25 protein-coding genes are annotated in these 22,716 nt (G+C 62.3%); 3 read left to right on the forward strand and 22 right to left on the reverse strand.

Features of this window, described 5'->3' with window-relative positions:
* The 16 genes from rplF to rpsJ all read right to left on the reverse strand — a co-directional run bounded on the left by rplF (position 1) and on the right by rpsJ (position 8,818).
* Positions 1 to 537, reverse strand: a complete 537-nt coding sequence (gene rplF, locus CVV68_RS10975) for a 50S ribosomal protein L6 (RefSeq protein WP_110501046.1) — start codon at positions 535 to 537, stop codon at positions 1 to 3.
* Positions 538 to 555: 18 nt separating this feature from the next.
* Positions 556 to 954, reverse strand: coding sequence for a 30S ribosomal protein S8 (gene rpsH / locus CVV68_RS10980; RefSeq protein ID WP_110501047.1), 399 nt, complete (start codon positions 952 to 954; stop codon positions 556 to 558).
* 103 nt (positions 955 to 1,057) lie between these two features.
* Positions 1,058 to 1,642: a 50S ribosomal protein L5 gene (gene rplE / locus CVV68_RS10985; protein ID WP_110501048.1), complete on the reverse strand. Its 585-nt coding sequence runs from the start codon at positions 1,640 to 1,642 to the stop codon at positions 1,058 to 1,060.
* Positions 1,639 to 2,001: a 50S ribosomal protein L24 gene (gene rplX, locus CVV68_RS10990; protein WP_110501049.1), complete on the reverse strand. Its 363-nt coding sequence runs from the start codon at positions 1,999 to 2,001 to the stop codon at positions 1,639 to 1,641. Before rplX ends, rplE begins: the two co-directional genes overlap by 4 nt.
* Positions 2,002 to 2,004: 3 nt before the next feature.
* Positions 2,005 to 2,373, reverse strand: coding sequence for a 50S ribosomal protein L14 (gene rplN, locus CVV68_RS10995; RefSeq protein WP_062009772.1), 369 nt, complete (start codon positions 2,371 to 2,373; stop codon positions 2,005 to 2,007).
* An 868-nt stretch (positions 2,374 to 3,241) separates the two neighbouring features.
* Positions 3,242 to 3,472: a 30S ribosomal protein S17 gene (gene rpsQ, locus CVV68_RS11000; RefSeq protein ID WP_110501116.1), complete on the reverse strand. Its 231-nt coding sequence runs from the start codon at positions 3,470 to 3,472 to the stop codon at positions 3,242 to 3,244.
* A gap of 62 nt (positions 3,473 to 3,534) precedes the next feature.
* Positions 3,535 to 3,858, reverse strand: a complete 324-nt coding sequence (gene rpmC, locus CVV68_RS11005) for a 50S ribosomal protein L29 (protein ID WP_110501050.1) — start codon at positions 3,856 to 3,858, stop codon at positions 3,535 to 3,537.
* 2 nt (positions 3,859 to 3,860) lie between these two features.
* Positions 3,861 to 4,277 (reverse strand): 50S ribosomal protein L16, encoded by a 417-nt coding sequence (rplP, locus tag CVV68_RS11010; RefSeq protein WP_104086646.1) that lies wholly within the window; start codon positions 4,275 to 4,277, stop codon positions 3,861 to 3,863.
* On the reverse strand, positions 4,278 to 5,129 hold the full coding sequence (rpsC, locus tag CVV68_RS11015) for a 30S ribosomal protein S3 (RefSeq protein WP_110501051.1): 852 nt from the start codon (positions 5,127 to 5,129) through the stop codon (positions 4,278 to 4,280).
* Positions 5,130 to 5,495: a 50S ribosomal protein L22 gene (rplV, locus tag CVV68_RS11020; protein WP_062007555.1), complete on the reverse strand. Its 366-nt coding sequence runs from the start codon at positions 5,493 to 5,495 to the stop codon at positions 5,130 to 5,132.
* Positions 5,496 to 5,534: 39 nt separating this feature from the next.
* Positions 5,535 to 5,816 (reverse strand): 30S ribosomal protein S19, encoded by a 282-nt coding sequence (rpsS, locus tag CVV68_RS11025; protein ID WP_019481497.1) that lies wholly within the window; start codon positions 5,814 to 5,816, stop codon positions 5,535 to 5,537.
* 12 nt (positions 5,817 to 5,828) lie between these two features.
* Complete coding sequence (gene rplB / locus CVV68_RS11030) at positions 5,829 to 6,668, reverse strand: 50S ribosomal protein L2 (protein WP_110501052.1); 840 nt, start codon at positions 6,666 to 6,668, stop codon at positions 5,829 to 5,831.
* A gap of 30 nt (positions 6,669 to 6,698) precedes the next feature.
* Entirely contained in the window at positions 6,699 to 7,004 is a 306-nt protein-coding gene (gene rplW, locus CVV68_RS11035) for a 50S ribosomal protein L23 (RefSeq protein ID WP_110501053.1), read from the reverse strand.
* Positions 7,001 to 7,837, reverse strand: a complete 837-nt coding sequence (rplD, locus tag CVV68_RS11040) for a 50S ribosomal protein L4, sunset domain variant (RefSeq protein ID WP_110501054.1) — start codon at positions 7,835 to 7,837, stop codon at positions 7,001 to 7,003. Before rplD ends, rplW begins: the two co-directional genes overlap by 4 nt.
* Before the next feature lie 4 nt (positions 7,838 to 7,841).
* Positions 7,842 to 8,492 carry a 50S ribosomal protein L3 gene (rplC, locus tag CVV68_RS11045; protein WP_110501055.1) on the reverse strand — a complete coding sequence of 217 codons (651 nt, stop codon included), beginning with the start codon at positions 8,490 to 8,492 and terminating at the stop codon, positions 7,842 to 7,844.
* 17 nt (positions 8,493 to 8,509) lie between these two features.
* The gene (gene rpsJ / locus CVV68_RS11050) at positions 8,510 to 8,818 is read right to left on the reverse strand and encodes a 30S ribosomal protein S10 (protein ID WP_038464699.1); all 309 of its coding nucleotides are present in this window, start codon (positions 8,816 to 8,818) and stop codon (positions 8,510 to 8,512) included.
* A 416-nt stretch (positions 8,819 to 9,234) separates the two neighbouring features.
* On the opposite strand from rpsJ, the gene CVV68_RS11055 reads away from it, so the two are divergent.
* Entirely contained in the window at positions 9,235 to 10,557 is a 1,323-nt protein-coding gene (locus CVV68_RS11055) for an MFS transporter (protein ID WP_245933477.1), read from the forward strand.
* Positions 10,558 to 10,671: 114 nt separating this feature from the next.
* On the opposite strand, the gene CVV68_RS11060 is transcribed toward CVV68_RS11055, so the two are convergent.
* Together CVV68_RS11060 and CVV68_RS11065 are read right to left on the reverse strand one after the other, a co-directional pair.
* On the reverse strand, positions 10,672 to 14,976 hold the full coding sequence (locus tag CVV68_RS11060) for a hypothetical protein (protein WP_146238869.1): 4,305 nt from the start codon (positions 14,974 to 14,976) through the stop codon (positions 10,672 to 10,674).
* A gap of 158 nt (positions 14,977 to 15,134) precedes the next feature.
* Complete coding sequence (locus CVV68_RS11065; RefSeq protein WP_110501057.1) at positions 15,135 to 15,725, reverse strand: hypothetical protein; 591 nt, start codon at positions 15,723 to 15,725, stop codon at positions 15,135 to 15,137.
* A 145-nt stretch (positions 15,726 to 15,870) separates the two neighbouring features.
* On the opposite strand from CVV68_RS11065, the gene CVV68_RS11070 reads away from it, so the two are divergent.
* Together CVV68_RS11070 and CVV68_RS11075 are read left to right on the forward strand one after the other, a co-directional pair.
* Entirely contained in the window at positions 15,871 to 17,442 is a 1,572-nt protein-coding gene (locus CVV68_RS11070; RefSeq protein ID WP_110501058.1) for a WXG100 family type VII secretion target, read from the forward strand.
* 78 nt (positions 17,443 to 17,520) lie between these two features.
* On the forward strand, positions 17,521 to 17,973 hold the full coding sequence (locus CVV68_RS11075; protein ID WP_110501059.1) for a hypothetical protein: 453 nt from the start codon (positions 17,521 to 17,523) through the stop codon (positions 17,971 to 17,973).
* A 119-nt stretch (positions 17,974 to 18,092) separates the two neighbouring features.
* On the opposite strand, the gene tuf is transcribed toward CVV68_RS11075, so the two are convergent.
* From tuf to rpsL, 4 genes are all read right to left on the reverse strand, one after another.
* Positions 18,093 to 19,283 (reverse strand): elongation factor Tu, encoded by a 1,191-nt coding sequence (gene tuf, locus CVV68_RS11080; RefSeq protein ID WP_110501060.1) that lies wholly within the window; start codon positions 19,281 to 19,283, stop codon positions 18,093 to 18,095.
* A 160-nt stretch (positions 19,284 to 19,443) separates the two neighbouring features.
* A complete protein-coding gene (gene fusA, locus CVV68_RS11085) occupies positions 19,444 to 21,558 on the reverse strand; it encodes an elongation factor G (protein ID WP_110501061.1) in 2,115 nt (704 codons plus the stop codon).
* A gap of 84 nt (positions 21,559 to 21,642) precedes the next feature.
* Complete coding sequence (gene rpsG, locus CVV68_RS11090) at positions 21,643 to 22,113, reverse strand: 30S ribosomal protein S7 (protein WP_054012305.1); 471 nt, start codon at positions 22,111 to 22,113, stop codon at positions 21,643 to 21,645.
* A 1-nt stretch (position 22,114) separates the two neighbouring features.
* Positions 22,115 to 22,489 carry a 30S ribosomal protein S12 gene (gene rpsL / locus CVV68_RS11095; RefSeq protein WP_038464715.1) on the reverse strand — a complete coding sequence of 125 codons (375 nt, stop codon included), beginning with the start codon at positions 22,487 to 22,489 and terminating at the stop codon, positions 22,115 to 22,117.
* Positions 22,490 to 22,716: the final 227 nt, after the last annotated feature.

The following is a 22,716-nucleotide window of genomic DNA, read 5'->3' on the forward strand; positions in this document are numbered from 1 at the left end:
TTACTTACCAGCCTTTCCGACCTTGCGGCGGATGATCTCGCCTGCGTAGCGAACGCCCTTGCCCTTATAGGGGTCGGGCTTGCGCAGCTTGCGGATGTTGGCAGCAACTTCGCCCACCTGCTGCTTGTCAATGCCTGCGACGGAGAGCTTTGTGGGGCCCTCAACCGTCAGGGTGATGCCAGCCGGTGCCTCAACGACAACGGGGTGGCTGTAGCCGAGGGCAAACTCAAGGTTTGCGCCCTTGGCGACAACGCGGTAACCGGTACCAACAATTTCCAGCTTCTTCTCGTAGCCCGCGGTGACACCGATGATCAGGTTGTCAATGAGGGTGCGGGTCAGGCCATGGAGTGAGCGTGATGCGCGCTCGTCGTTGGGGCGGCTAACCGAGATGGTGTTCTCTTCGAGAGCGACCGTGATGGGGCTGGGGACAGTGTGCTCCAGCGTTCCCTTCGGGCCCTTGACGGAGACCAGGTTGTCTTCAACCTTGACCTCGACGCCGGCAGGCACGGAGATGGGGAGACGTCCAATACGTGACATTATTCTTTCCCTTCTCTACTACCAGACGTAGGCGAGGACTTCCCCACCCACGCCCTTCTTGGCAGCCTGGCGGTCGGTCAGCAGACCGGACGACGTCGACAGGATGGCGACACCCAAACCACCCAACACGTTGGGGAGGTTGGTGGACTTGGCGTAAACGCGCAGTCCGGGCTTGGAAATGCGGCGCAGGCCAGCGATTGAACGCTCGCGGCTGGGGCCGTACTTGAGGTCGATGGTCAGCTTCTTGCCAACTTCAGCGTCTTCAACCTTCCAGGCAGCAATGTAACCCTGTGCCTTGAGGATGTCGGCGATGTGGCCCTTAAGCTTGCTAAACGGCATGGACACGGTGTCGTGGTGTGCCGAGTTTGCGTTGCGCAGACGCGTAAGCATGTCTGCGACGGGATCTGTCATTGTCATGTGGGCGCTTGCCCTTCCTCGTAACGGTTTCCTTCACGTGAAGCGGCCGCCTCAAGATCAGATCTCGAGCGGTTCATTTCACAGAACGGACCTTTTACGTAGATTAGTTATCTTCGGATTTGAACGGGAAGCCAAGCGCCTTAAGCAGCGAGCGGCCTTCGTCATCGGTCTTTGCTGTGGTCACGACAGTGATGTCCATGCCGCGAACGCGGTCAATGTTGTCCTGGTCGATCTCGTGGAACATAACCTGCTCGGTCAAACCGAAGGTGTAGTTGCCATTGCCGTCGAACTGCTTGCCGCTCAGGCCGCGGAAATCGCGGATACGGGGCAGTGCCAACGTGACCAAGCGGTCAAGGAATTCCCACATGCGGTCTCCACGCAACGTGGCGTGGCAACCGATCGGCATGCCTTCGCGCAGCTTGAACTGTGCGATCGACTTGCGGGCCTTGGAAACCTGGGGCTTCTGGCCGGTGATGGCTGTGAGGTCGCGGACGGCGCCGTCAATGATCTTGGAGTCCTTAGCGGCTTCTCCAACACCCATGTTGACAACGACCTTGACCAGGCGCGGAACCTGGTTCACGTTCGCGTACTTGAATTCCTCCGTCAGCGTCGCCTTGATTTCCGCTGCATAGCGGGTCTTCAGGCGAGGCGCGACCTTGGGCGTGTTCTCTGCAACTGCGGCGCTCATGCCAGATCCTTCCCCGAGGCCTTGGCAACGCGGATGCGTACTTGACGCTGGCGGCCATCGCGCTCTACGGTTTCGATGCGGTAGCCAACGCGGGTCGGCTTCTTGGTGGACGGGTCCACCACGGCAACGTTGGAGATGTGAATGGGTGCCTCGACGATTTCAATGCCACCGGTGTTGGTGCCACGTTCCGTCTGACCGGCCTTGGTGTGCTTGGTGACCCGGTTGACGCCTTCAACCAACACGCGGTTGGATTCTGCGTAAACCTTCAGGACCTTGCCCTGCTTGCCACGGTCGCCGCCACGTTCGGCCTTGCCACCTGTGATGACCTGAACCAGGTCACCCTTCTTGATCTTTGCCATAAGTTACAGCACCTCCGGAGCCAACGAGATGATTTTCATGAACTTCTTGTCCCGAAGTTCACGGCCAACCGGGCCGAAGATACGGGTTCCACGGGGGTCCCCGTCGCTCTTGAGAAGGACTGCGGCGTTCTCGTCGAACTTGATGTAGGAACCGTCTGAACGACGACGTTCCTTCTTTGTGCGAACGATGACAGCCTTGACGACGTCACCCTTCTTTACGTTTCCGCCGGGAATTGCATCCTTGACGGTAGCGACAATGGTGTCGCCAATGCCTGCGTAGCGGCGCCCGGATCCACCGAGAACGCGGATTGTCAAGATTTCCTTGGCACCCGTGTTGTCGGCGACCTTAAGCCGCGACTCCTGCTGAATCACTAGTGTCTCCTGTTCGTCGCGCCGGTTCTTGGCCAAAAAACATCAATGGACAAGCCTTGCGGAACGGATTGATCGGGATGTCTCTCGACGTGCCTGGATTTTGCCAAAACACGCCTAAATGTCTCATGCCAACTGCACTTTCCGCACCGTTTGGTGGATCGCTCCACGATTCGGACGGCAGTTTGTAGTGGCACGAGCATTTACGAGGTAATTGCGCACCCACTGCCACTGCCGAAAAACGGCGGCACAGAAAAGGCGCAGCAATAGACAATCCTAGCACGACGGCGCTACCACACCTTACGCCGTTCGCCCACCCACGGCGTCACCTTGGCCACAAACTTTCGCCCTCTGGTTGCGCCGAGACGGCGGCCGTGGGGCTGCATTTGTGGCGAACAGGTGCTCGGGAGTTCCTTTATGCGCATTGACAGCCAGCCAAGCCTGCGCCAGTGGACAAGCTGCGCAGGCCGAGACGTGGGCAGTGCTCATAAAGTACGGACAGTTCCGCCATGCGCAGGCTTGGCCACGAGCCACCCGCATAAGCAATCAGCGACGCCCCGTCCGCGCCATGCACCGTCGTGGCACCTTCGCAGCGCGACATTTCCTCGGCTTCGGGCGCCGGCGAAACCCAGGCGGCGGGCCTGGTGTTTCCGTAGGCGACGTCAGGGAGGCCGAAGTCCCCGAGCGCTCCCACCGCTCGCAAGCTCGCAGCGGGTCCCTCTCGCTCGTGGGCCCAGCCGATGGAATGCCAGTCCCGACACCGAATGCGGCCGCCGTCGAGCATTAGGGGCGTCAAACGCACGTTGGGCCCGCCACCGAAAACGGTGACGGGCCCAACACGTTGGTAATCAATCAGCACGAAGCTGAAGGCTTACTTGGCCTTTTCGATGATCTCGACGAGGCGGAACCGCTTGGTAGCGGACAGCGGACGAGTCTCGCTGATGAGGACCATGTCGCCGATGCCGGCGGTGTTCTCCTCATCGTGAGCCTTGACCTTCTTGTTGCGGCGCAGAACCTTGCCGTAGAGGGCGTGCTTTACACGGTCCTCAACTTCGACAACGATGGTTTTATCCATCTTGTCGGAGACGACGTAGCCACGCATCTTCTTACGGTCGCCACGGACTACAGTCTCCGCGCCGGCTTCATTGTTATTTACAGAATCGCTCACTTGGCGTCCTCCTCAGATTCTTCAGCCTTCTTGGAGGCCTTCTTGGCTTCCTTGTCAGCCTTCTTGGAGGCCTTCTCCACCGGTGCAGCGGCAACAACGTCCGGGCGAATGCCCAGCTCGCGCTCACGCAGCACTGTGTAGATGCGGGCGATGTCGCGCTTTACAACGCGCAAACGACCGTGGCTTTCCAGCTGACCGGTGGCGGACTGAAAACGCAGGTTGAACAGCTCCTCCTTGGCCTTCCGGAGTTCTTCAACAAGACGCTCGTTGTCGAACCCGTCCAGCTGTGTGGGGGCCAGATCCTTGGATCCAACTGACATCTCTACTCACCACCTTCGCGACGCACGATGCGTGCTTTCAACGGCAGCTTGTGGATTGCCAGGCGCAGGGCCTCGCGAGCTACCTCTTCTGATACACCGGAGAGTTCAAAGAGAACACGGCCGGGCTTGACATTGGCAATCCACCATTCGGGAGAACCCTTACCGGAACCCATGCGGGTTTCGGCCGGCTTCTTCGTCAACGGACGGTCAGGGTAGATGTTGATCCACACCTTTCCGCCACGCTTGATGTGACGCGTCATGGCGATACGAGCGGACTCGATCTGGCGGTTGGTGACGTAGGCGGGCGTCAGGGCCTGAATGCCCCACTCACCAAACGAGACCGTGGTGCCACCAGTAGCCTGCCCGGAACGACCCGGGTGGTGCTGCTTGCGGAACTTTACTCGACGTGGGATAAGCATTTAAGCCTGTCCTCCTTCTGCTACCGGAGCTGCACTCTCGCCAGCTACAGGAGCTTCAACCGCGGCAGCAGCCGGGGCAGCAGCTTCGGGACGGTCGGTGCGACGACGGTCGCCACCGGCGCGGGGGCCGCGGGGTCCGCGGTCATCGCCGTCACGACGGGGGCCACGGCCACGGGCAGGGGCGGCAGCTGCCTGGGCAGCCAGTTCCTTGCTCGTGACGTCGCCCTTGTAGATCCAGACCTTGACACCGATGCGGCCGAACACGGTCTTGGCTTCGAAGAAGCCGTAATCGATGTTGGCGCGCAAGGTGTGCAGGGGCACACGACCTTCGCGGTAGAACTCGGTGCGGGACATTTCAGCGCCACCCAGGCGACCGGCGCAAGCGACACGGATGCCCTTGACACTGCCGGTGCGCTGTGCGGACTGCATGGCCTTCTTCATCGCGCGGCGGAAAGCCACTCGTGAGGTCAGCTGCTCTGCGATGCCCTGGGCAACAAGCTGAGCGTCTGCTTCCGGGTTCTTTACTTCCAGGATGTTCAGCTGAACCTGCTTGCCGGTGAGCTTTTCAAGCTCGCCGCGGATGCGGTCTGCTTCTGCTCCACGGCGGCCGATCACAATTCCGGGACGTGCGGTGTGGATGTCCACACGTACACGGTCACGGGTGCGCTCGATCTCAACCTTGGAAATACCTGCGCGGTCCATGCCCGTGGACATGAGTGCGCGGATCTTGATGTCTTCTTTTACGAAGTCCTTGTAACGCTGTCCGGGCTTGTTGCTGTCCGCGAACCAGTGTGAACGGTGGTCCGTGGTGATCCCGAGACGGAACCCGTGCGGGTTTACTTTCTGTCCCACTTAGCGAGCCTCCTCTTTCTCGGGGGTAGCGACAACCACTGTGACGTGGCTGGTGCGCTTCTTGATCTGGAACGCACGACCCTGGGCACGCGGCTGGAACCGCTTCATGGTCGGGCCGTCATCAACGAAGATTTCGCTGATGTAAAGATCATTTTCATTGAACGCGATGCTGTCGCGATCAGCCAGAACGCGGGCGTTAGCCACTGCGGACTGGACTACCTTGAATACCGGCTCCGAAGCTGCCTGGGGGGCAAACTTCAAAATCGCCAATGCCTCATTCGCCTGCTTGCCACGAATCAGGTTGACGACGCGCCGGGCCTTCATAGGCGTGACGCGCAGATGACGCGCACTTGCCTTGGCTTCCATTGCTATCCTTCTCTCGTCTTAGCCGTAAGTGCCAAACGCCTAGCGGCGCTTGCCCTTACGGTCGTCCTTGACATGGCCGCGGAATGTCCGCGTGGCGGCGAATTCGCCGAGCTTGTGCCCGACCATCGACTCGGTAACAAACACGGGGATGTGCTTGCGACCATCGTGCACGGCGATCGTGTGACCCAGCATGTCCGGGATGATCATCGAGCGGCGGGACCAGGTCTTGATGACGTTCTTGGTGCCCTTATCGTTTTCCCTAGCTACCTTGACAAAGAGGTGCTGGTCTACGAAAGGACCCTTCTTCAGGCTACGTGGCATGTCTCCAGGCTCCTATCGCTTGTTCTTGCCAGTACGACGGCGACGAACAATAAGTTTGTCGCTCTCTTTGTTGGGGCGGCGGGTACGGCCTTCGGCCTTACCGTTCGGGTTGACCGGGTGGCGCCCACCGGAGGTCTTGCCTTCACCACCACCATGGGGGTGGTCGACCGGGTTCATGGCGACACCACGCACGGAGGGGCGGACGCCCTTCCAGCGCATGCGGCCAGCCTTGCCCCAGTTGATGTTGGACTGCTCAGCGTTTCCAACTTCACCGATGGTGGCCCGGCAGCGCGCATCGACGTTGCGGATTTCGCCGGAGGGCAGACGCAGCTGGGCGAACTTGCCTTCCTTGGCGACGAGCTGAACGGAAGCTCCAGCGGAGCGGGCCATCTTGGCTCCTCCACCGGGACGCAGCTCCACGGCGTGGATAACAGTACCCACCGGGATGTTGCGCAGCGGCAGGTTGTTGCCAGGCTTGATGTCGGCTCCGGAGCCGGCTTCAACAAAGTCGCCCTGCTTGAGCTTGTTCGGCGCCACGATGTAGCGCTTGGTGCCGTCCACATAGTGCAGGAGGGCAATGCGCGCGGTGCGGTTGGGATCGTATTCGATCTCAGCCACTCGTGCGTTGACGCCGTCCTTGTCGTGGCGACGGAAGTCAATCAGGCGGTACTGGCGCTTGTGGCCACCACCCTTGTGACGCGTCGTGATACGACCGGTGTTGTTGCGGCCACCCTTTTTGGGCAGGGGACGAACCAGAGACTTCTCCGGCGTCGACCGCGTGATTTCAGTGAAGTCGGCAACGCTCGAGCCACGACGGCCCGGGGTTGTCGGCTTGTATTTACGGATTCCCATAGTATATTTCCTCGTTAAAGTGGTCTCCGCTTATGAAAGCGGACCGCCGAAGATGTCGATTGTGCCTTCTTTGAGGGAGACAATCGCGCGCTTGGTGTTCTTGCGCTGTCCCCATCCGAACTTGGTGCGCTTGCGCTTACCGGCACGGTTGATGGTGTTGATCGAGTCGACCTTGACGGAGAAGATTTTCTCCACGGCCAGCTTGATCTCGGTCTTGTTCGAGCGGGGGTCGACCAGGAAGGTGTACTTACCTTCGTCGATCAAGCCGTAGCTCTTTTCCGAGACGACGGGTGCAAGCACTACGTCGCGCGGATCCTTGATGGTGACGGCGCTCACTTGGCGTCCTCCTCAATCGTCTGGGCAGCTTCGCCGCCGGCGGGGACAAAGCCTGCGGCCTTGGCGTCCTCGACTGTTGCGAACCAAACCTCGGCCACAGTGGCGTCGTACCAGCGTGAACCAGGCACGTGGTACTTCATGGAGTCCTTGTTGCCCTTGATGGTGCCTTCGGCGCCATCAACAACCGCTGCGGATTCCAGGTCTTCAACCAACAGCATGCTGGAAGCAAATGCTTCAGCAGCGGCGCGTCCGGATACGAAAACGTCGTAGGCAGCCTGCGTGAAGACGATGTCATCGGAAACAAGCACGTCGTAGGTGTTGAGCTGGTCAACGTACAGCACGTGGATGTCGGTGATGTTGCGAACGCTCAATGCAGCAACGTCGTTGGCGCGCTCGATAACAACCAAAAGGTTCTTACGATCGGAGACGCCGGCAAGTGCAGCCTTGGCAGCCTTGGTGGACGGCGTGGCGCCGGAAACCAGTTCTGAAAGCACGTGGATGCGTCCGTTGCGTGCCCGGTCAGAGAGGGCGCCGCGCAAAGCCGCTGCCTTCATCTTCTTGGGGGTGCGCTGGCTGTAGTCACGAGGGGTCGGACCGTGGACAACGCCACCGCCGGTCATGTGAGGGGCCCGGATGGAACCCTGACGGGCACGGCCGGTACCCTTCTGTGCGAACGGCTTGCGGCCGGCACCGGATACTTCAGCGCGGGTCTTGGTCTTGTGGGTACCCTGGCGTGCAGCAGCAAGCTGAGCAACGACGACCTGGTGCAACAGCGGCACGTTGGTCTGTACGTCGAAGATCTCTGCAGGCAGATCAACCTTTACAGTAGCCATTTTGTTATGCTCCCTTCACGGCGGTGCGTACCAGGACGACCGAGCCGCGGGCGCCGGGAACGGCACCCTTGATCAGCAGCAGCGACTTCTGCGCGTCAACACCGTGAACCGTGAGGTTCATGGTCGTTACGCGCTCGGCACCCATACGGCCAGCCATACGGACACCCTTGAAAACGCGGCCTGGGGTGGACGCGCCACCGATGGAACCGGGCTTACGGTGGTTCTTGTGGGCACCGTGGGATGCCGGGGCACCCTTGAAGCCGTGGCGTTTCATAACGCCGGCAAAGCCCTTACCCTTTGAAGTGCCGACGACGTCGACCTTCTGGCCAGCTTCGAAGATCTCCACGGAGAGCTCCTGGCCGAGGGCGTAGCTGTCGGCGTCTGCGGTGCGCAGTTCGACGACGTGACGGCGGGGTGTGACGCCCGCCTTGTCAAAGTGGCCGGCCAGCGGCTTGGTCACCTTGCGCGGATCGATCTGGCCGTAGCCGATCTGAACTGCGGTGTAGCCATCAACTTCTGCGTTGCGCAGCTGGGTGACGACATTGGAATCGGCCTGGACGACGGTTACGGGAACAAGCTTGTTGTTCTCGTCCCAGACCTGGGTCATGCCGAGCTTCGTGCCCAGGATGCCCTTAGTGTTTCGGGTCGCGGTCATAGTTTCTCAGCACCTCCCTACAGTTTGATTTCGATGTTCACGTCGGCCGGCAGGTCGAGACGCATAAGCGAATCCACCGCCTTCGGCGTGGGGTCGATGATGTCGATCAGACGCTTGTGCGTGCGCATTTCGAAGTGCTCGCGGCTGTCCTTGTACTTGTGAGGCGAACGAATTACGCAGTAAATGTTCTTCTCGGTGGGCAGCGGCACGGGGCCAACTACCGTCGCACCTGCGCGCGTGACCGTCTCAACGATCTTCCGGGCTGAAACATCAATGACCTCGTGGTCATATGACTTCAGCCGGATGCGGATTTTTTGTCCCGCCATGGCGTCGTGACTCTCTTTCCTGTAACGAAGCATCCTGATGGGAGCGATGCTGTTGACGTAAACGCTGTTTACTTTTACCTGTTCAATGTGGCATTCCCGCCACGCTTCCAACGAACTGAATCCGGATAGTTCCGGGTTCCTCAATCCGCCGAAGCTCCGACCCCCGCGGTCGGGCGTGTCGCGAATAGTTCGCGCACGTACCCGCAAAGTTTTGCGAAGGTGGGTTATGTTTGGGCCTTAGCTTGGACCCTGCATCGAGCATTATCTCGACCGGGACACGAAAAGGCACTTGAACAACTCAATAAGTATGCCGGAATCCGGCGGTAAACGCCAACCGGAGGGGGTACAGCCGCTGCCGGGGGACGAGGGTTCGCCGGCGCCGGGCCCGGCATTGACGGCCATGAGAAGCTACAGACGTGAGCAGAATCACCAAACGCAACTTGGCGAAGGACCATAACGCAGGGGAAGCCATCACCATAGACCACGGCGGCCCTGCCCGTTCCGTGGCAGCCATTCCCACACGGAGGGTCACCGGCGGGTGGATCACGCTCTTTGCGTTGAGCTGGTTTGGCGTGTGGATCGCCCAGTTGACACCGGTGCAACTGTTGCTGCCACTGCAGATTGAACGATTCCTCCACGCTTCCCACTGGGTGGATAATGTGCTGGGTTTCGGCACGATCTCCGGGATCGCCGGAGTCTTTGCCCTTGTTGCCTACCCTTTGACGGGCGCCTTCTCCGACCGCACCACGTCCCGTTTTGGCCGCCGCAGGCCCTGGATCGCCGCGGGCACTGCCGGATTCGCCATCTCCCTGGTGGTGCTGGGCCTGCAAACGTCCCTGCTGGGAATCGGCATCTGCTGGGTGGCCGCCAGCACGTTTTTTTGCGTACTTACCGCTGCCTTGACAGCGGCCATTTCCGACCAGGTCCCCGTCAACCAGCGGGGATATGTTTCGGGTTGGATTTCCGCACCGCAGGCCATCGGCATCATCGCCGGCCTGGTCTTGGTGACGGCCCTGGCCCTGGGCACTTTTGCCGGCTACGCGCTGGTGGCTGCCCTGCTGGTGGTGCTGGGCCTTCCCTTCCTCCTGCTGGTTCCAGACCAGGTGCTGCCGCCGGGGCTGATGGGGCCGTTGACGTTTCGATCCCTGGTGGACAGCCTGTGGATCAGCCCGCGCCGCTTCCCCGACTTTGGCTGGACGCTGCTAAGCCGCGTCCTGGTGAATCTTGGCAACGCCTTCGGCACCAGCCTGCTGCTGTACTTCCTTATGTATGGCCTGCACCTTCCCGACGCCGAAGGTTCGCTGATCATCCTCACCCTGGTCTACATGGTGTTCGTGATCATCGCCTCGCTGTGGCTGGGCAGGCTCTCCGACAAGCTGGGCCGCCGCCGTTCGTTCGTGTTTCTGGCGTCGGTGCTCCAGGCAGTGGCCGCGCTGGTCCTGGCGTTCGTGCCAAGTTTCAGCGCCGCCACGGTTGCCGCCGCGCTGCTGGGCCTGGGCTACGGATGCTTCCTGTCGGTGGACCAGGCGCTGGCCACCGAAGTCCTTCCCGACCAGCTGTCCCGCGGAAAGGACCTGGGCATCATGAACATTGCCTTGACCGTACCGCAGGCGTTCGCTCCCATGCTGGGCGCCCTCTTGGTCAGCGCCACCGGCGGTTTCACGTGGCTGTTCCTGGCCTCCGGCCTCACGGCGCTGGCCGGTGCGGCTGCCGTGGGACAGGTCAAGGGAGTGCGGTGACGGCCGCAGCGACTGCCGCAGGTCAGGACCAGGGGCGTGCGCTGACGGCCGCACATCGATGACGACGCCAGCACGATGGCGCCGCCAGTTGGGCCGGCATCCGTCTTATGGCAGCTACTGCGGCGGCGCCGGCGGGTACTGCGGCGGCGCCGGCGGGTACTGCGGCGGAGCCGACGGGTACTGAGGCGGAGCCGACGGGTACTGCGGGACCGGGACCGGCGGTACCTGCGGGCCTGCCTGTTGATGGCTGGCCTGCCAGTGGGGGCTTGGCGGGTGGTGCCCCGTCAGCAGTGGCGGGGCACCGGCGGCGGCGGGCTTCTTGCGGTTCAGGCGCCAAACCGCGAAGCCAATGAGCGCCAGGGCCAGCAGCGCCAGCAGTACAAAGGTAAAGCCCCGGAGGTACCACAGCACTGCCGTGGCAACACCGATGGCGCCCCAGATGGTCAACCTGCGGTTGTCCGCGGTCAGGCCTACGACCATCAGTGCCGCGAACAACAGCAGCGACACCAGCTGCTGAAGGGACTCACCGCTGAAGAACGTCATCAGGCCCCCAACGCTGGCCAGGATGGCCGCGCCCAGCAGCAGTCCGTTCGCGGCGCGAGGCTGGCCGGCCCCATGGCGGATGGCCGCCAGCACGCCAACCGCCACGGCCAGCCATTGCACCAGCCAGAAGGCGCCAAGGGGAATGTGAACGGAACTGGCCCAGAACCAGGCCAGGGCAGCTGCCACCACCGCAACGTCCGTCACTGCCCGCCGCAAGGGCGCGGGCGCCTCAAGGCGGGCCAGCGCCGCAACCGCCGTGAAGGCAGCGGCGCCAAGGAGTACAAAATCCCTGTCCGCCATGGACATCAGCGCAAAGACCAGGCCGCCGCCCAGGGCAACCACCAACACGCTCCAGTGCTGCACCGGGGCAACCCCTGCCAGGAACGAGAACACCAGCCGGACAAGGTACAGGGCTCCCAGCAGCACTACAAAGCCGGCAAAGGACGAGAATCCGGGCAGCCCGGTTGTCTCCAGCACCTGTGTCCGCATCAGGGCCGCCGCCAGCAACACCATCAGGGCGCCCGGCAAGGTCAGCCACGGAAGCTTTTGCACGTGTGCGCCGGCAACAAATGCCAGGCCTGAGACGAGCCACGTGAGGGCAAAGATCCCGGCCCCGGCGTCGTGGTCCACCACGGCTGCAGTCACCAGGTATACTCCGGTGGCGGCCAGCCAGTACCAGCGCATCTCCCCCGTTTTGGGCGTATGGAGGCACCGCCATGCAATGGCAGCGACGCTTAACGCGGCCAAGACCAGCGCCGTGGCGCCCGGCCATGCGACCGGCGCCATGACGGCAGCCCCGCAGGCCACGGAGAATATGGCCAGATACGACGCCGCCCGTTGGCGGAACGCTGATTGCGCGGCAACCGAGGACACGGCCAGCACGGCAAGCTCAAGTGTCACCACCCACCGGTGGCCCCCACTGTAAAGGCCCAGGCCACCGGCATCAACGATGTATGCCAGCGGCAGGACCGACTGGCCGGCCAGCAGCAGCCACAGGCTGACCCGCAGCACGGCCGGCTCGCCCACCACCGGCACCGCCGCCGGGCGCCGTACCAGCCACTGCACGCCAAGCTGGAGCACCAGCAGGGCGCACAGCACCAGCGACAGAACCGTGGGGCTGGACGTGAACTCCGCAACCAGGGTGCCAATCAATGCCGTGGCGGCAGCGCACCCCAACAGGAAATGCGCGCTCCGCAGCCGGTGGCCGGCAGCCTTGACCGCGCAAACGGCCGCGGAGGCCACGACCACGGCCAGCACCACCTCCAGGGTGTGCCGGTCCCCCGCCCGGAGCCCTGCCACAGCCACCATGGCAATCGGGGCCAGCCACGCCGAGGTTCCCCATCCGCCGGGCCGCACGGCAGCGGCAACACCCAAGAAGGCGATGGCGGCAACACAGAGGCCGACGGCGGCCGTCGCCAACCAGCCCGCCTGATCCGCCTGGTCAAGGACAGTCACGGCGGCGTCAACCGCGGCAATGACCACTACCAGGCCCAATGTCGCTGCGTCATCAGCTTCGAGGCCGGAGTCGCGATGGTTGCGCCACCGGGCAACGGCCAGAACGGCAAGGTGAATGCCCAGCACCAACAGCAGCACCATGCCCAATGTGACAGGGGCCCCGCCGAACAAGTGCGGCAATGCGTGGTCCCGCCAGATCCCATGGAGCGCAGCTGCCAGGAAAAGTGATGCCAGCCGCGCCGCCCGCCAGTAGAGCCAGCGGTGCGCGGGCCGTTCATTGCCCTGCAGGCGCAGTCCCATGCCAATGGAGAAGAGCATGAGGGCACCCCATCCCACGGAGGCACCCGCTTGCCCGTGGACCGCCAATGCGCTGAGTGTTGCCGCGACGCCGACAGCCGGAGCCATGAATTCGGCAACCGCATAGGCGCCATGACGGGGCAGGTTCACGGCGGAGTGGGTCAACGCTGCACCGGCCATGGCCACGGCCGATGCCGTGGCAGCGAATCCAATGGCACCGCGCAGGGCAGATTCGCCGGGTCCGCCAGCCCAGGCATACTCCGCGGCCAGGACGGCAAAAAGCGTTGTCCCCACCACAGCCCACGCCGTTCCGGACCAGGCCGTCACGGGGTTCGGGACCCCAAGGCGAGCCATGGCGGTGTCCGCCAGCAGTTGCCCGGCCGCGATGACAGCCACGGCGGCCATGATGATTTCCGCCTTTCCGTCCTGGGCCGGAACATACGCTGCCAGCGCCGTGGCCACCAGTGCCGTCAGCAGGACGCGGGCAGCAACGAGCATGATCCGCCGCACGGCCACGTTCTTGGACGTGGCAAACCGGGCCACCGAGTAGGCCAGGGCAACAGCGAGCAGGATCATCCAGTCCTGCGCGGCCAGAACCGGCGAACAAAACACGGCCGCCGCAATCGCCGGCAGCGGCAGCCATTCCCCGACCGGCAGAAGGGGAGGCACGGCGGCCATCGCCACGATCATGCCCAACACCAGTGGCAGGGCCGGGCTCCAGACCCACGCGCCGGCGTCGTGCCTGGACGCTGCGACCGAAACGCTCCACACGGCGGAAAGCAGCGCCACCGCGGGGACGCTGATGAACACGTCCAGGCGCGGCCACCCGGGGCGCCGCATCCACGCGCCAAGTCTAGCCTGTGCTTGGGCCATGGCTACCGCTTGTACCGCCAGTACCAAGGCCATGACCCCCACGGCCCAGGCGAACGTCCCTCCCCATAGCCAGCCAACAAACGGCGCCGCCAATGTCAGTGACAGGCGCAGGCCCAGGAAATTCCAGCGGCGCATGGGTGCTGCGTCCAGCCAGGCCATGACGGCGTAGTAGAGTGCTCCGGCCAGCAGAACCATGGCATGGTCGCCGGCGCTGAGCGCCAGGGAAAACACCAGGGAGCCGGCAAGCCCCGCGGGCGCAAACCACGGGCCGAGCTCGGCCAGCGGCTTGGCGTAAAGGCCGGGCTTTCCGTCCGGCCCGGCAGCCTGGCGGCCCAGGAGGTGCCCGGCCAGGTACAACACCGCCGAGAACACGATCAGGGCGGTGAAATACCAGGCCAGGGCGGCTCCAAGGACTGCAACCGACGACCATGCCGTGGACAGCAGGAATGCCATTGACAGGTAACCCACCAGGGGGCTGTTCAGCCTGACGGCCGCCAAAATGTAGGCGGCCGTGCCCACCAGTGACGTCAGCAACCACACTCCGGCGGCATGGGGGAAGCCAAGGTTGTAGGTGGCCAGGCCGGCAAAGGGAATGATGGCCAGCGCGGTTCCGGTGAAGGCGGCTGCCGCCGGCCGCAGCCTGGCCATGGTGCCGTGCAGGGCCAGCCCCGCACCGTAAAACAGTACCGCCGCGGTCCAGACACCGATGAGTCGGGCCGGAACCGGAAGGCTGCTGGCGACAAACAGCGCGGCCGCGGCCACCATGAGCAGGCTGGCAATGTACAGCGTGATGTTGATGTTTTGGGTTTCCCGTTTTGCCTTCCTGGCGGCCAGCGCCACGGGGTCCGGCCGTGCCGCCTGCTCCCATTTTCCTTGCGGGACTGCCGGCGGGCGCGCGGACAACGGCGGGTGGCCGGCCGTATCCCACCCAGCTTCTGCCGAAGGGACTGCAAGCGAAGGGGGCACACCCTGGTTGGCTGGGCCAGCTGGGGCTGACCCGGCTGCGACCGACCCGGGACGCCGTGGCGTCATGCCGGGCACGGGAGGGGAAGTGGGATCCGGCACCGTGGCGGGGTCCGTCGTCGTGCCGCCATTGTGCCCGGAGGCGGCTGCAACAGAGGCGGGACCGCCCACGGCATCGCGCCACCCGGCCAGATGGCCGTCAAGGAAACCCTTGCGATAGGCCTCGTTGAGCTGTGCCGGCCATTGCGGAGCGGCTGCCCCTGCTGGCGGCTTCCGACGGTGGGTCATGGACTTCCCTTACTAACGGCGAATTCCCAGTTTAGGTCAGGGAGCGACCGGCAGGGGCGATAAATCCATCAATTGGGGATAACTTGTCCAGGAAGGTCAGAACCCCATTGGCTGAGGCGGTCCAAACGGAGCCCCTCCGGGGAGTTTAGAGTCTCATTTCAGGACCGGGCCAACTGCCTACTTTTGCGGAAGGAGCGGAACGTGACTGCAGCCGCGCCAAGGAGCGCTGCAATGCCCAGTGCACCGAGCGCAAGTCCAAGATAATTCGCAAAGGTTCGCGGCGCGGCCACCAGCCCCGGCAACTCCCCCACCAACGCCACGGCGGGTTGATCGCCAAGACGGTACTTGACGTGCTGGCCGACCACCTCCTGTTTCGTTGGAAAGTCGGAGGTCCAGCCGGGCTCGGCATTGATGGGCGGGGAGAAGCGTGGAAAGTGGTTCGTGGAAAGGCTGTGGGCGACGCCATCGCTGCCGGTGAACGCCAGCTTCATTTCATAGACGTGCCAGGTGCCGTCCTGCCCGCGCCCGATGTTGGCCCTCGCGTCGTCAACCATGCCGTCCTGCCCGCCGGCCAGCAACTGCTGGGCGGTCTCCCTTCCGGAATCACCTGCGCGAAACATCGCCTGGCCAAAGCCAAGGAGGGCCAGTCCAAACAATGCGACAATGACGGCAGCCACCAGGTTGCCTCCCGCACCCAGCGCAGTGCTGGCCGATTTGCCGGGGCGCTGGAAGGACTGGTTTTGCGTCATGATGCAAGCATATCGGGGCACATTCTTCTGCCCATGGGGACGACTCCCCATCGCAGGGCATGCCGGCGCCGGATACGGTTCAAGGAGAACCCCTGACCTACGGAGGACCGCCGATTCCGCGGCCCCCACCTGCGAATGGACAGCCATGAACGACCAAATGCTTGGGGCGGATCCCGCCCAACTGCGGGAGTTGGCCACACTTTTCAGCACCTCCTCGGATCAGCTGGACCGCACCGTGCAGCTCTTGCATCCGGTGATCCTGCACGCCCGCTGGCAGGGCGCGGACGCCTCACGGTTCCGCGCCGACTGGTCAGGGGGCATGCGCCCACAAATGACCCGGGCACGGGACTTTTTGAGGACCACCGCCAACGCCCTGTTGACACAGGCCGGGGAGCAGGAGAGCGCATCTGCCGTAGACGGTGGAGGGGGCCGGGGCAAACCCCTGCCCGGCGGGACCCCGGACGACCAGTCGGACTTGGAGGTGCAGCTTGACTCGATGCGCGACGCTTCCAAGGAGGATGTCGCAGCCTGGTGGAATTCCCTCTCCGCCGTAGAAAGGAACCTCCTGCTCAACGGGCAGGATGCGAACAAGGTGCCATTGGCTTTGCAGCTTGCCGCCTTGGAAGGGAAACTTCCCGCGGACGCACGGCAGGCCGCCAACGACGTCCTGGTGAAGAACGCCAAGGCATCCATCCCCATGTACTCGAGCAAGGAGAAATTCGGCATTGACGGCCAGCTCGCCTGGGTCCACGGCGGTGCGCACATTGGCACGGACATCACCCAAAACGCAGACGGCTCCGCCATGTTGAAGGTCTCCGGCGACATCGGCGGAGGCGTCAACACTCCGGGGACAAAGGGGGGCGCGAACGCCACGCTGACTGGCGAACTCAGCCGAAGCTACAAGTTCAAGAGCCTCGCCGACGCACAGGCCGCGCTTAACCAAATGACGCAGGACCTCCCACCGGACGACTTGGGCGCGGCCAAGGACGCCATTAGCAGCCCCGTCGGCTATCTGATGGGAACACTCGACCATGCTGCAGGGCAGCACGGCGCCGTGAACCACTTTGACAGTGCCAAGGGAACCATCTCGGCGGGTATTGACGGCAAGCTCAGCGCAGACGTCCACGGATCGGCAAAACTCGAGATGGCCTACGAGCAGAATCTCAGCGACGGTTCCTCCACGGCGACGGCCACCGCAAAGGCCGATGCCAAGCTGGATCTGGGTGACGGGCAAAAGCTCAGCGGCAACGGCGAGGCTGGCATCAAGCTCTCCATGAACGATGACCACAGCATTCAAAAGCTCACCCTGTCGGTCAAGGGCACCCTGGAGAGTTCCGTGGAAGTCCGTGAAGACGCCGCGGGCACACTTGCCGGGCAAAAGGACGGCATGGGTGCCACCGGCGGTGCCGGGGTGCAAGGCTCCGTACAGATGGAAATCTACAACACGCCGGCCAACGAGGAACTCATCAAGAGCTACCTGGCCAACTCCGCATCCGGAGACCCCATGGCGGCAGGGGCGGACCTGGCAAGGATATACCATGCGTCCGGAGTCACGGTCCAGGCAAACGTTGTCTCAAGCGCTGAGGCCAACCTGGTGGACTTCGACTCCGGCGTGGCCAGCCTCAAGGTGGGCTCCACGTCCGAGGTGACCACCAACGCCTCCACGGGGTACAAGGCGCCGCATGGCACGGACTACGAGCCGATCACGATGAAGTAGCGCTAGGCTCTCCCCTGTGGCGGCTGCCGCAGCAACACAGTAACGGAACATTGATCCCCATCGAGAGGCCCAGGAACAGTGACCATCGAGTTTAGTTCAGACATCGGATTCACAACCCAGCTGCCAGACGGGTCCTTTCGAGTGGAGGAATCCAGCGCCGGAGCCGGCACTGAACAATTCAGCCTTCCCGGCGGTGCCTATGTCTCCCTCGTCCGCGATGACGGGCAGGTCCACGACTATGCTCAGGCCATGGAGTGGGCCCAGAAAATGGCCGCCTACTACCAGGACGAATTTGGCGGCAGGGTGCTCACCGAGGGCCGCCTGCAAAGCGCAGGAAAGCAAAGCTATGCTGTCGCCGTAGCGTACAGGGATCCGGATGAGGTTCCGCGCCTGGCCACCATCACCGGTGTCCTCTTCCCCGGATGCGCATTCTTCGGCCTGACGCTGCTGGCGGTGGCACCGGACGGCGATCCCGACGTTACTTTCGTCCAGGGGATCGTGGACGGCATGGCACTGGCGGACGCCGGATAACCCGGCGCCGCGGCCCCGTCTCACAACAGCCCCGGACTCCCGTACGCCGGCAAATAAAAAAGGAAGGCCCCCAGCCTAAGCTGGGGGCCTTCCCTACAGATCCAAGTGACTTACGAAGGTTACTTGATGATCTTGGTAACGCGACCTGAACCAACGGTGCGGCCGCCTTCGCGGATGGCGAAGCCGAGGCCCTCTTCCATGGCGATGGGCTGGATCAGCTCAACGGTCATTTCGGTGTTGTCGCCGGGCATGACCATTTCCGTGCCCTCGGGCAGGGTGATGACGCCGGTAACATCCGTGGTGCGGAAGTAGAACTGCGGGCGGTAGTTGGAGTAGAACGGGTTGTGACGCCCGCCCTCATCCTTGGCAAGGATGTAGACGTTGCCTTCGAAGTTCGTGTGCGGGGTAATGGAACCCGGCTTCACGATGACCTGGCCACGCTCTACGTCTTCGCGCTTGATGCCGCGCAGCAGCAGACCACAGTTCTCGCCGGCCCAAGCCTCGTCGAGCTGCTTGTGGAACATTTCGATACCGGTCACCGTGGTCTTCTGGACCGGACGGATTCCGACAATCTCAATTTCAGAGTTGATCTTGAGGGTTCCACGCTCGGCGCGGCCCGTAACAACGGTGCCACGGCCAGTGATCGTGAAGACATCTTCAACCGGCATCAGGAACGGCTTGTCCTTGTCGCGGATCGGGTCCGGAACGTGGTTGTCCACTGCATCCATCAGGTCCTCAACGGACTTGACCCACTTGGGGTCGCCTTCGAGCGCCTTCAGGCCCGAGACGCGGATAACCGGTGCCTCGTCGCCGTCGAAGCCCTGTGAGGAGAGGAGTTCGCGAACTTCCATTTCGACCAGGTCGAGGAGTTCTTCGTCGTCAACCATGTCGGACTTGTTCAGGGCGACCAACAGGTAGGGAACACCAACCTGGCGGGCCAGCAGAACGTGCTCGCGGGTCTGGGCCATCGGGCCGTCAGTCGCAGCAACCACCAGGATTGCGCCGTCCATCTGGGCAGCACCGGTGATCATGTTCTTGATGTAGTCGGCGTGACCGGGGGCGTCTACGTGTGCGTAGTGGCGCTTCTCGGTCTGGTACTCAACGTGGGAGATGTTGATCGTAATACCGCGCTGCTTCTCCTCGGGGGCCGAGTCGATGGAGCTGAAATCACGCTGCTCGTTGAGTGTGGGGTACTTGTCGTACAGTACCTTGGAAATGGCAGCCGTCAACGTGGTCTTACCATGGTCAACGTGACCGATGGTGCCGATGTTAACATGCGGCTTAGTCCGCTCGAACTTTGCCTTCGCCACGGGTTCCTCCTAGAACGTTTTTTGTTGGCTTGCTCTCGGCGACGCTGTTCGTCACCAAATTCGTAGCAAGTCTACTGGGGGCTTTTGATTTTTAGGAAATTACTGCTTGCTTGGGCCTGTTCAAGCATAAAGTGACAAACAGGCCCAAGCAAAAGTGCGGTTATTCGCCGCGCGCCTTCTGGATGATCTCGTCGGCAACAGCCTTCGGGACCTCAGAGTAGCTGTCGAACTTCATCGAGTACACGGCGCGGCCCTGGGTCTTGGACCGGAGGTCACCGATGTAACCGAACATGCCGGACAGGGGAACAAGAGCCTTGATGACCTTGACACCGCTTGCGTCCTCCATGGACTGCATCTGGCCACGGCGGGAGTTGATGTCACCGATAACTTCACCCATGTATTCCTCAGGGGTGCGGACTTCAACTTCCATCAACGGTTCGAGCAGGATGGGGTTGGCCAGCCGGGCGGCTTCCTTGAATGCCATGCGACCGGCAATCTTGAAGGCCATTTCGGAAGAGTCAACATCGTGGGACGCACCGTCAAGCAGCGAGGCCTTGATGCCAACCATCGGGTAGCCGGCCAGCACGCCGTCAGGCATTGCAGACTGAATGCCCTGGTCAACGCTGGGGATGTATTCACGCGGAACACGGCCACCGGTGACCTTGTTGTTGAACTCGTACATTGCACCTTCGGCAGTATCCAACGGCTCAATGGCAATCTGGATCTTAGCGAACTGGCCTGAACCACCGGTCTGCTTCTTGTGCGTGTAGTCGTACTTGGGGACCGCGCGCTTGATGGTTTCGCGGTACGCAACCTGCGGCTTGCCAACGTTGGCTTCAACGTTGAATTCGCGGCGCATGCGGTCCACCAGGATGTCCAGGTGGAGCTCGCCCATGCCGCCAATTTCGGTCTGGCCGGTGTCTACGTTGAGAGTGACGGTAAACGTCGGGTCCTCAGCGGAGAGTTTCTGGATGGCCGTGGACAGCTTCTCCTGGTCACCCTTGGTCTTCGGCTCAATGGCCACAAAGATCACGGGTTCGGGGAAGGTCATCGACTCAAGAACGATCGGGTTCGCCGGATCGCACAGGGTGTCGCCGGTGGTGGTGTCCTTGAGGCCTATCACTGCATAGATGTGACCTGCGTGGATTTCGTCCACCGGCATTTCCTTGTTGGCGTGCATCTGGAAGAGCTTGCCAATGCGTTCCTTCTTCTGCTTCGTTGAGTTCAGCAGCTGCGTGCCGGAAACCACCCGGCCCGAGTAGACGCGGATGAAGTTCAACTGGCCGAAGAACGGGTGCGTTGCGATCTTGAAGGCCAGAGCCGAGAACGGCTCCGTCTCGCTCGGCTCGCGCTTGATCTCGATGGACTCGTCGCGAGGATCGTGACCGATCATGGCGCCAACGTCCAGCGGGTTCGGCAGGTAGTCGATGACGGCATCAAGCATCGGCTGCACGCCGCGGTTCTTGAAAGCAGATCCACAGAACACCGGGTAGATCTCGGAGTTCACGGTCAGCTTGCGAATGCCGGCCTTCAGTTCCTCGATGGAAGGCTCTTCGCCTTCGAGGTACTTCTCCATGAGCTCTTCGGAGGACTCTGCAGCTGCCTCAATGAGGGCTGCGCGGTACTCTTCAGCCTTTTCCTGCAGATCCGCGGGGATCTCCTTGATTTCGTACGCGGCACCCATGGTGACGTCGCCCTTGGAATCGCCGGCCCAGACGAAGGCCTTCATGGTCAGCAGGTCTACGACGCCGGTGAATTCGCTCTCGACGCCGATCGGCAGCTGCATGACGAGCGGCTTCGCACCGAGGCGGTTGATGATGGTGTCTACCGTGAAGTAGAAATCAGCACCCAGCTTGTCCATCTTGTTGACGAAGCAGATGCGCGGAACGTTGTACTTGTCAGCCTGGCGCCAAACGGTCTCGGACTGCGGCTCAACGCCCTCCTTGCCATCGAAGACAGCAACGGCGCCATCGAGCACACGCAGGGAGCGCTCAACCTCAACCGTGAAGTCAACGTGGCCGGGAGTGTCAATGATGTTGATCTGGTTGTTGTTCCAGAAGCAGGTCACGGCGGCAGACGTGATGGTGATGCCGCGTTCCTTTTCCTGTTCCATCCAGTCAGTCGTCGAAGCACCGTCGTGCGTTTCGCCGATCTTGTGGTTCACACCCGTGTAGAACAAGATGCGCTCAGTAGTGGTGGTCTTGCCGGCATCAATGTGGGCCATGATGCCGATGTTGCGGACCTTGGTAAGGTCTGTAAGCACGTCCTGTGCCACGGTTTCTCCCTTTTCTAGAGATGAGCTTGCGGGTGGTTCGCCCCCTGACGCTGGCGCCTGGGGTAACCACCCTCACGGCTCTAGTTACCAGCGGTAATGGGCGAAGGCCTTGTTGGACTCTGCCATCTTGTGGGTGTCTTCGCGACGCTTGACAGCGGCACCGAGACCGTTGGAGGCATCCAGAACTTCGTTGCGCAGACGCTCGGTCATGGTCTTCTCGCGGCGGGCCTTTGAGTAGCCAACCAGCCAGCGAAGGGCCAAGGCGGTCTGACGGCCGGGCTTGACTTCAACCGGAACCTGGTAGGTGGCTCCACCAACACGGCGGGACTTCACCTCAAGGCTCGGCTTGATGTTTTCCATGGCCTTTTTCAGGGCAGCAACGGGATCGCCGCCCGTCTTTTCGCGAACGCCTTCAAGTGCACCGTAAACGATGCGCTCTGCGGTGGACTTCTTGCCGTCAACCAGGACCTTGTTGATCAGCTGAGTGACCAACGGGGAGCCGTATACGGGATCTACAACTAGCGGCCGCTTGGGGGCCGGACCCTTGCGAGGCATATTACTTCTTCTCCATCTTTGCACCGTAGCGGCTGCGGGCCTGCTTGCGGTTCTTAACGCCCTGGGTATCCAATGCGCCACGGACGATCTTGTAACGAACACCGGGAAGGTCCTTAACACGGCCTCCGCGGACGAGCACAATGGAGTGCTCCTGGAGGTTGTGGCCTACACCGGGGATGTAAGCGGTAACTTCCACGCCGCCGTTGAGGCGCACACGTGCGACCTTACGCAGAGCCGAGTTCGGCTTCTTCGGGGTGGTTGTGTAAACGCGCGTGCAAACGCCGCGACGCATGGGGCTGCCCTTCAATGCGGGAGCCTTGGTCTTCGTGACCTTGGGTGTCCGGCCCTTTCGGACCAGCTGGTTAATCGTAGGCACTTTCGTGTTCTCCGTTGTTTTCTCGAGATGTTTCTCGTGTCGCTTTTCCCGGCCATCGTCCGCCGGGGAAGAGCCTTTTACTGGTAGCCGCAGACTTGGGCGACTTCACAGCGCCTAGGCATGCAAAAATGTGGCATTCGCTGTACAAGAACCGTACAACCCGGACCCGCATCCACCTTCCCGGTCGAAACCTGAGGAAAATGAGCGCTCTTATCCACTGCCACACT

Origin of the sequence: Arthrobacter livingstonensis (assembly GCF_003219815.1) — a bacterium.
In the GTDB taxonomy this organism is placed as follows: domain Bacteria; phylum Actinomycetota; class Actinomycetes; order Actinomycetales; family Micrococcaceae; genus Specibacter; species Specibacter livingstonensis.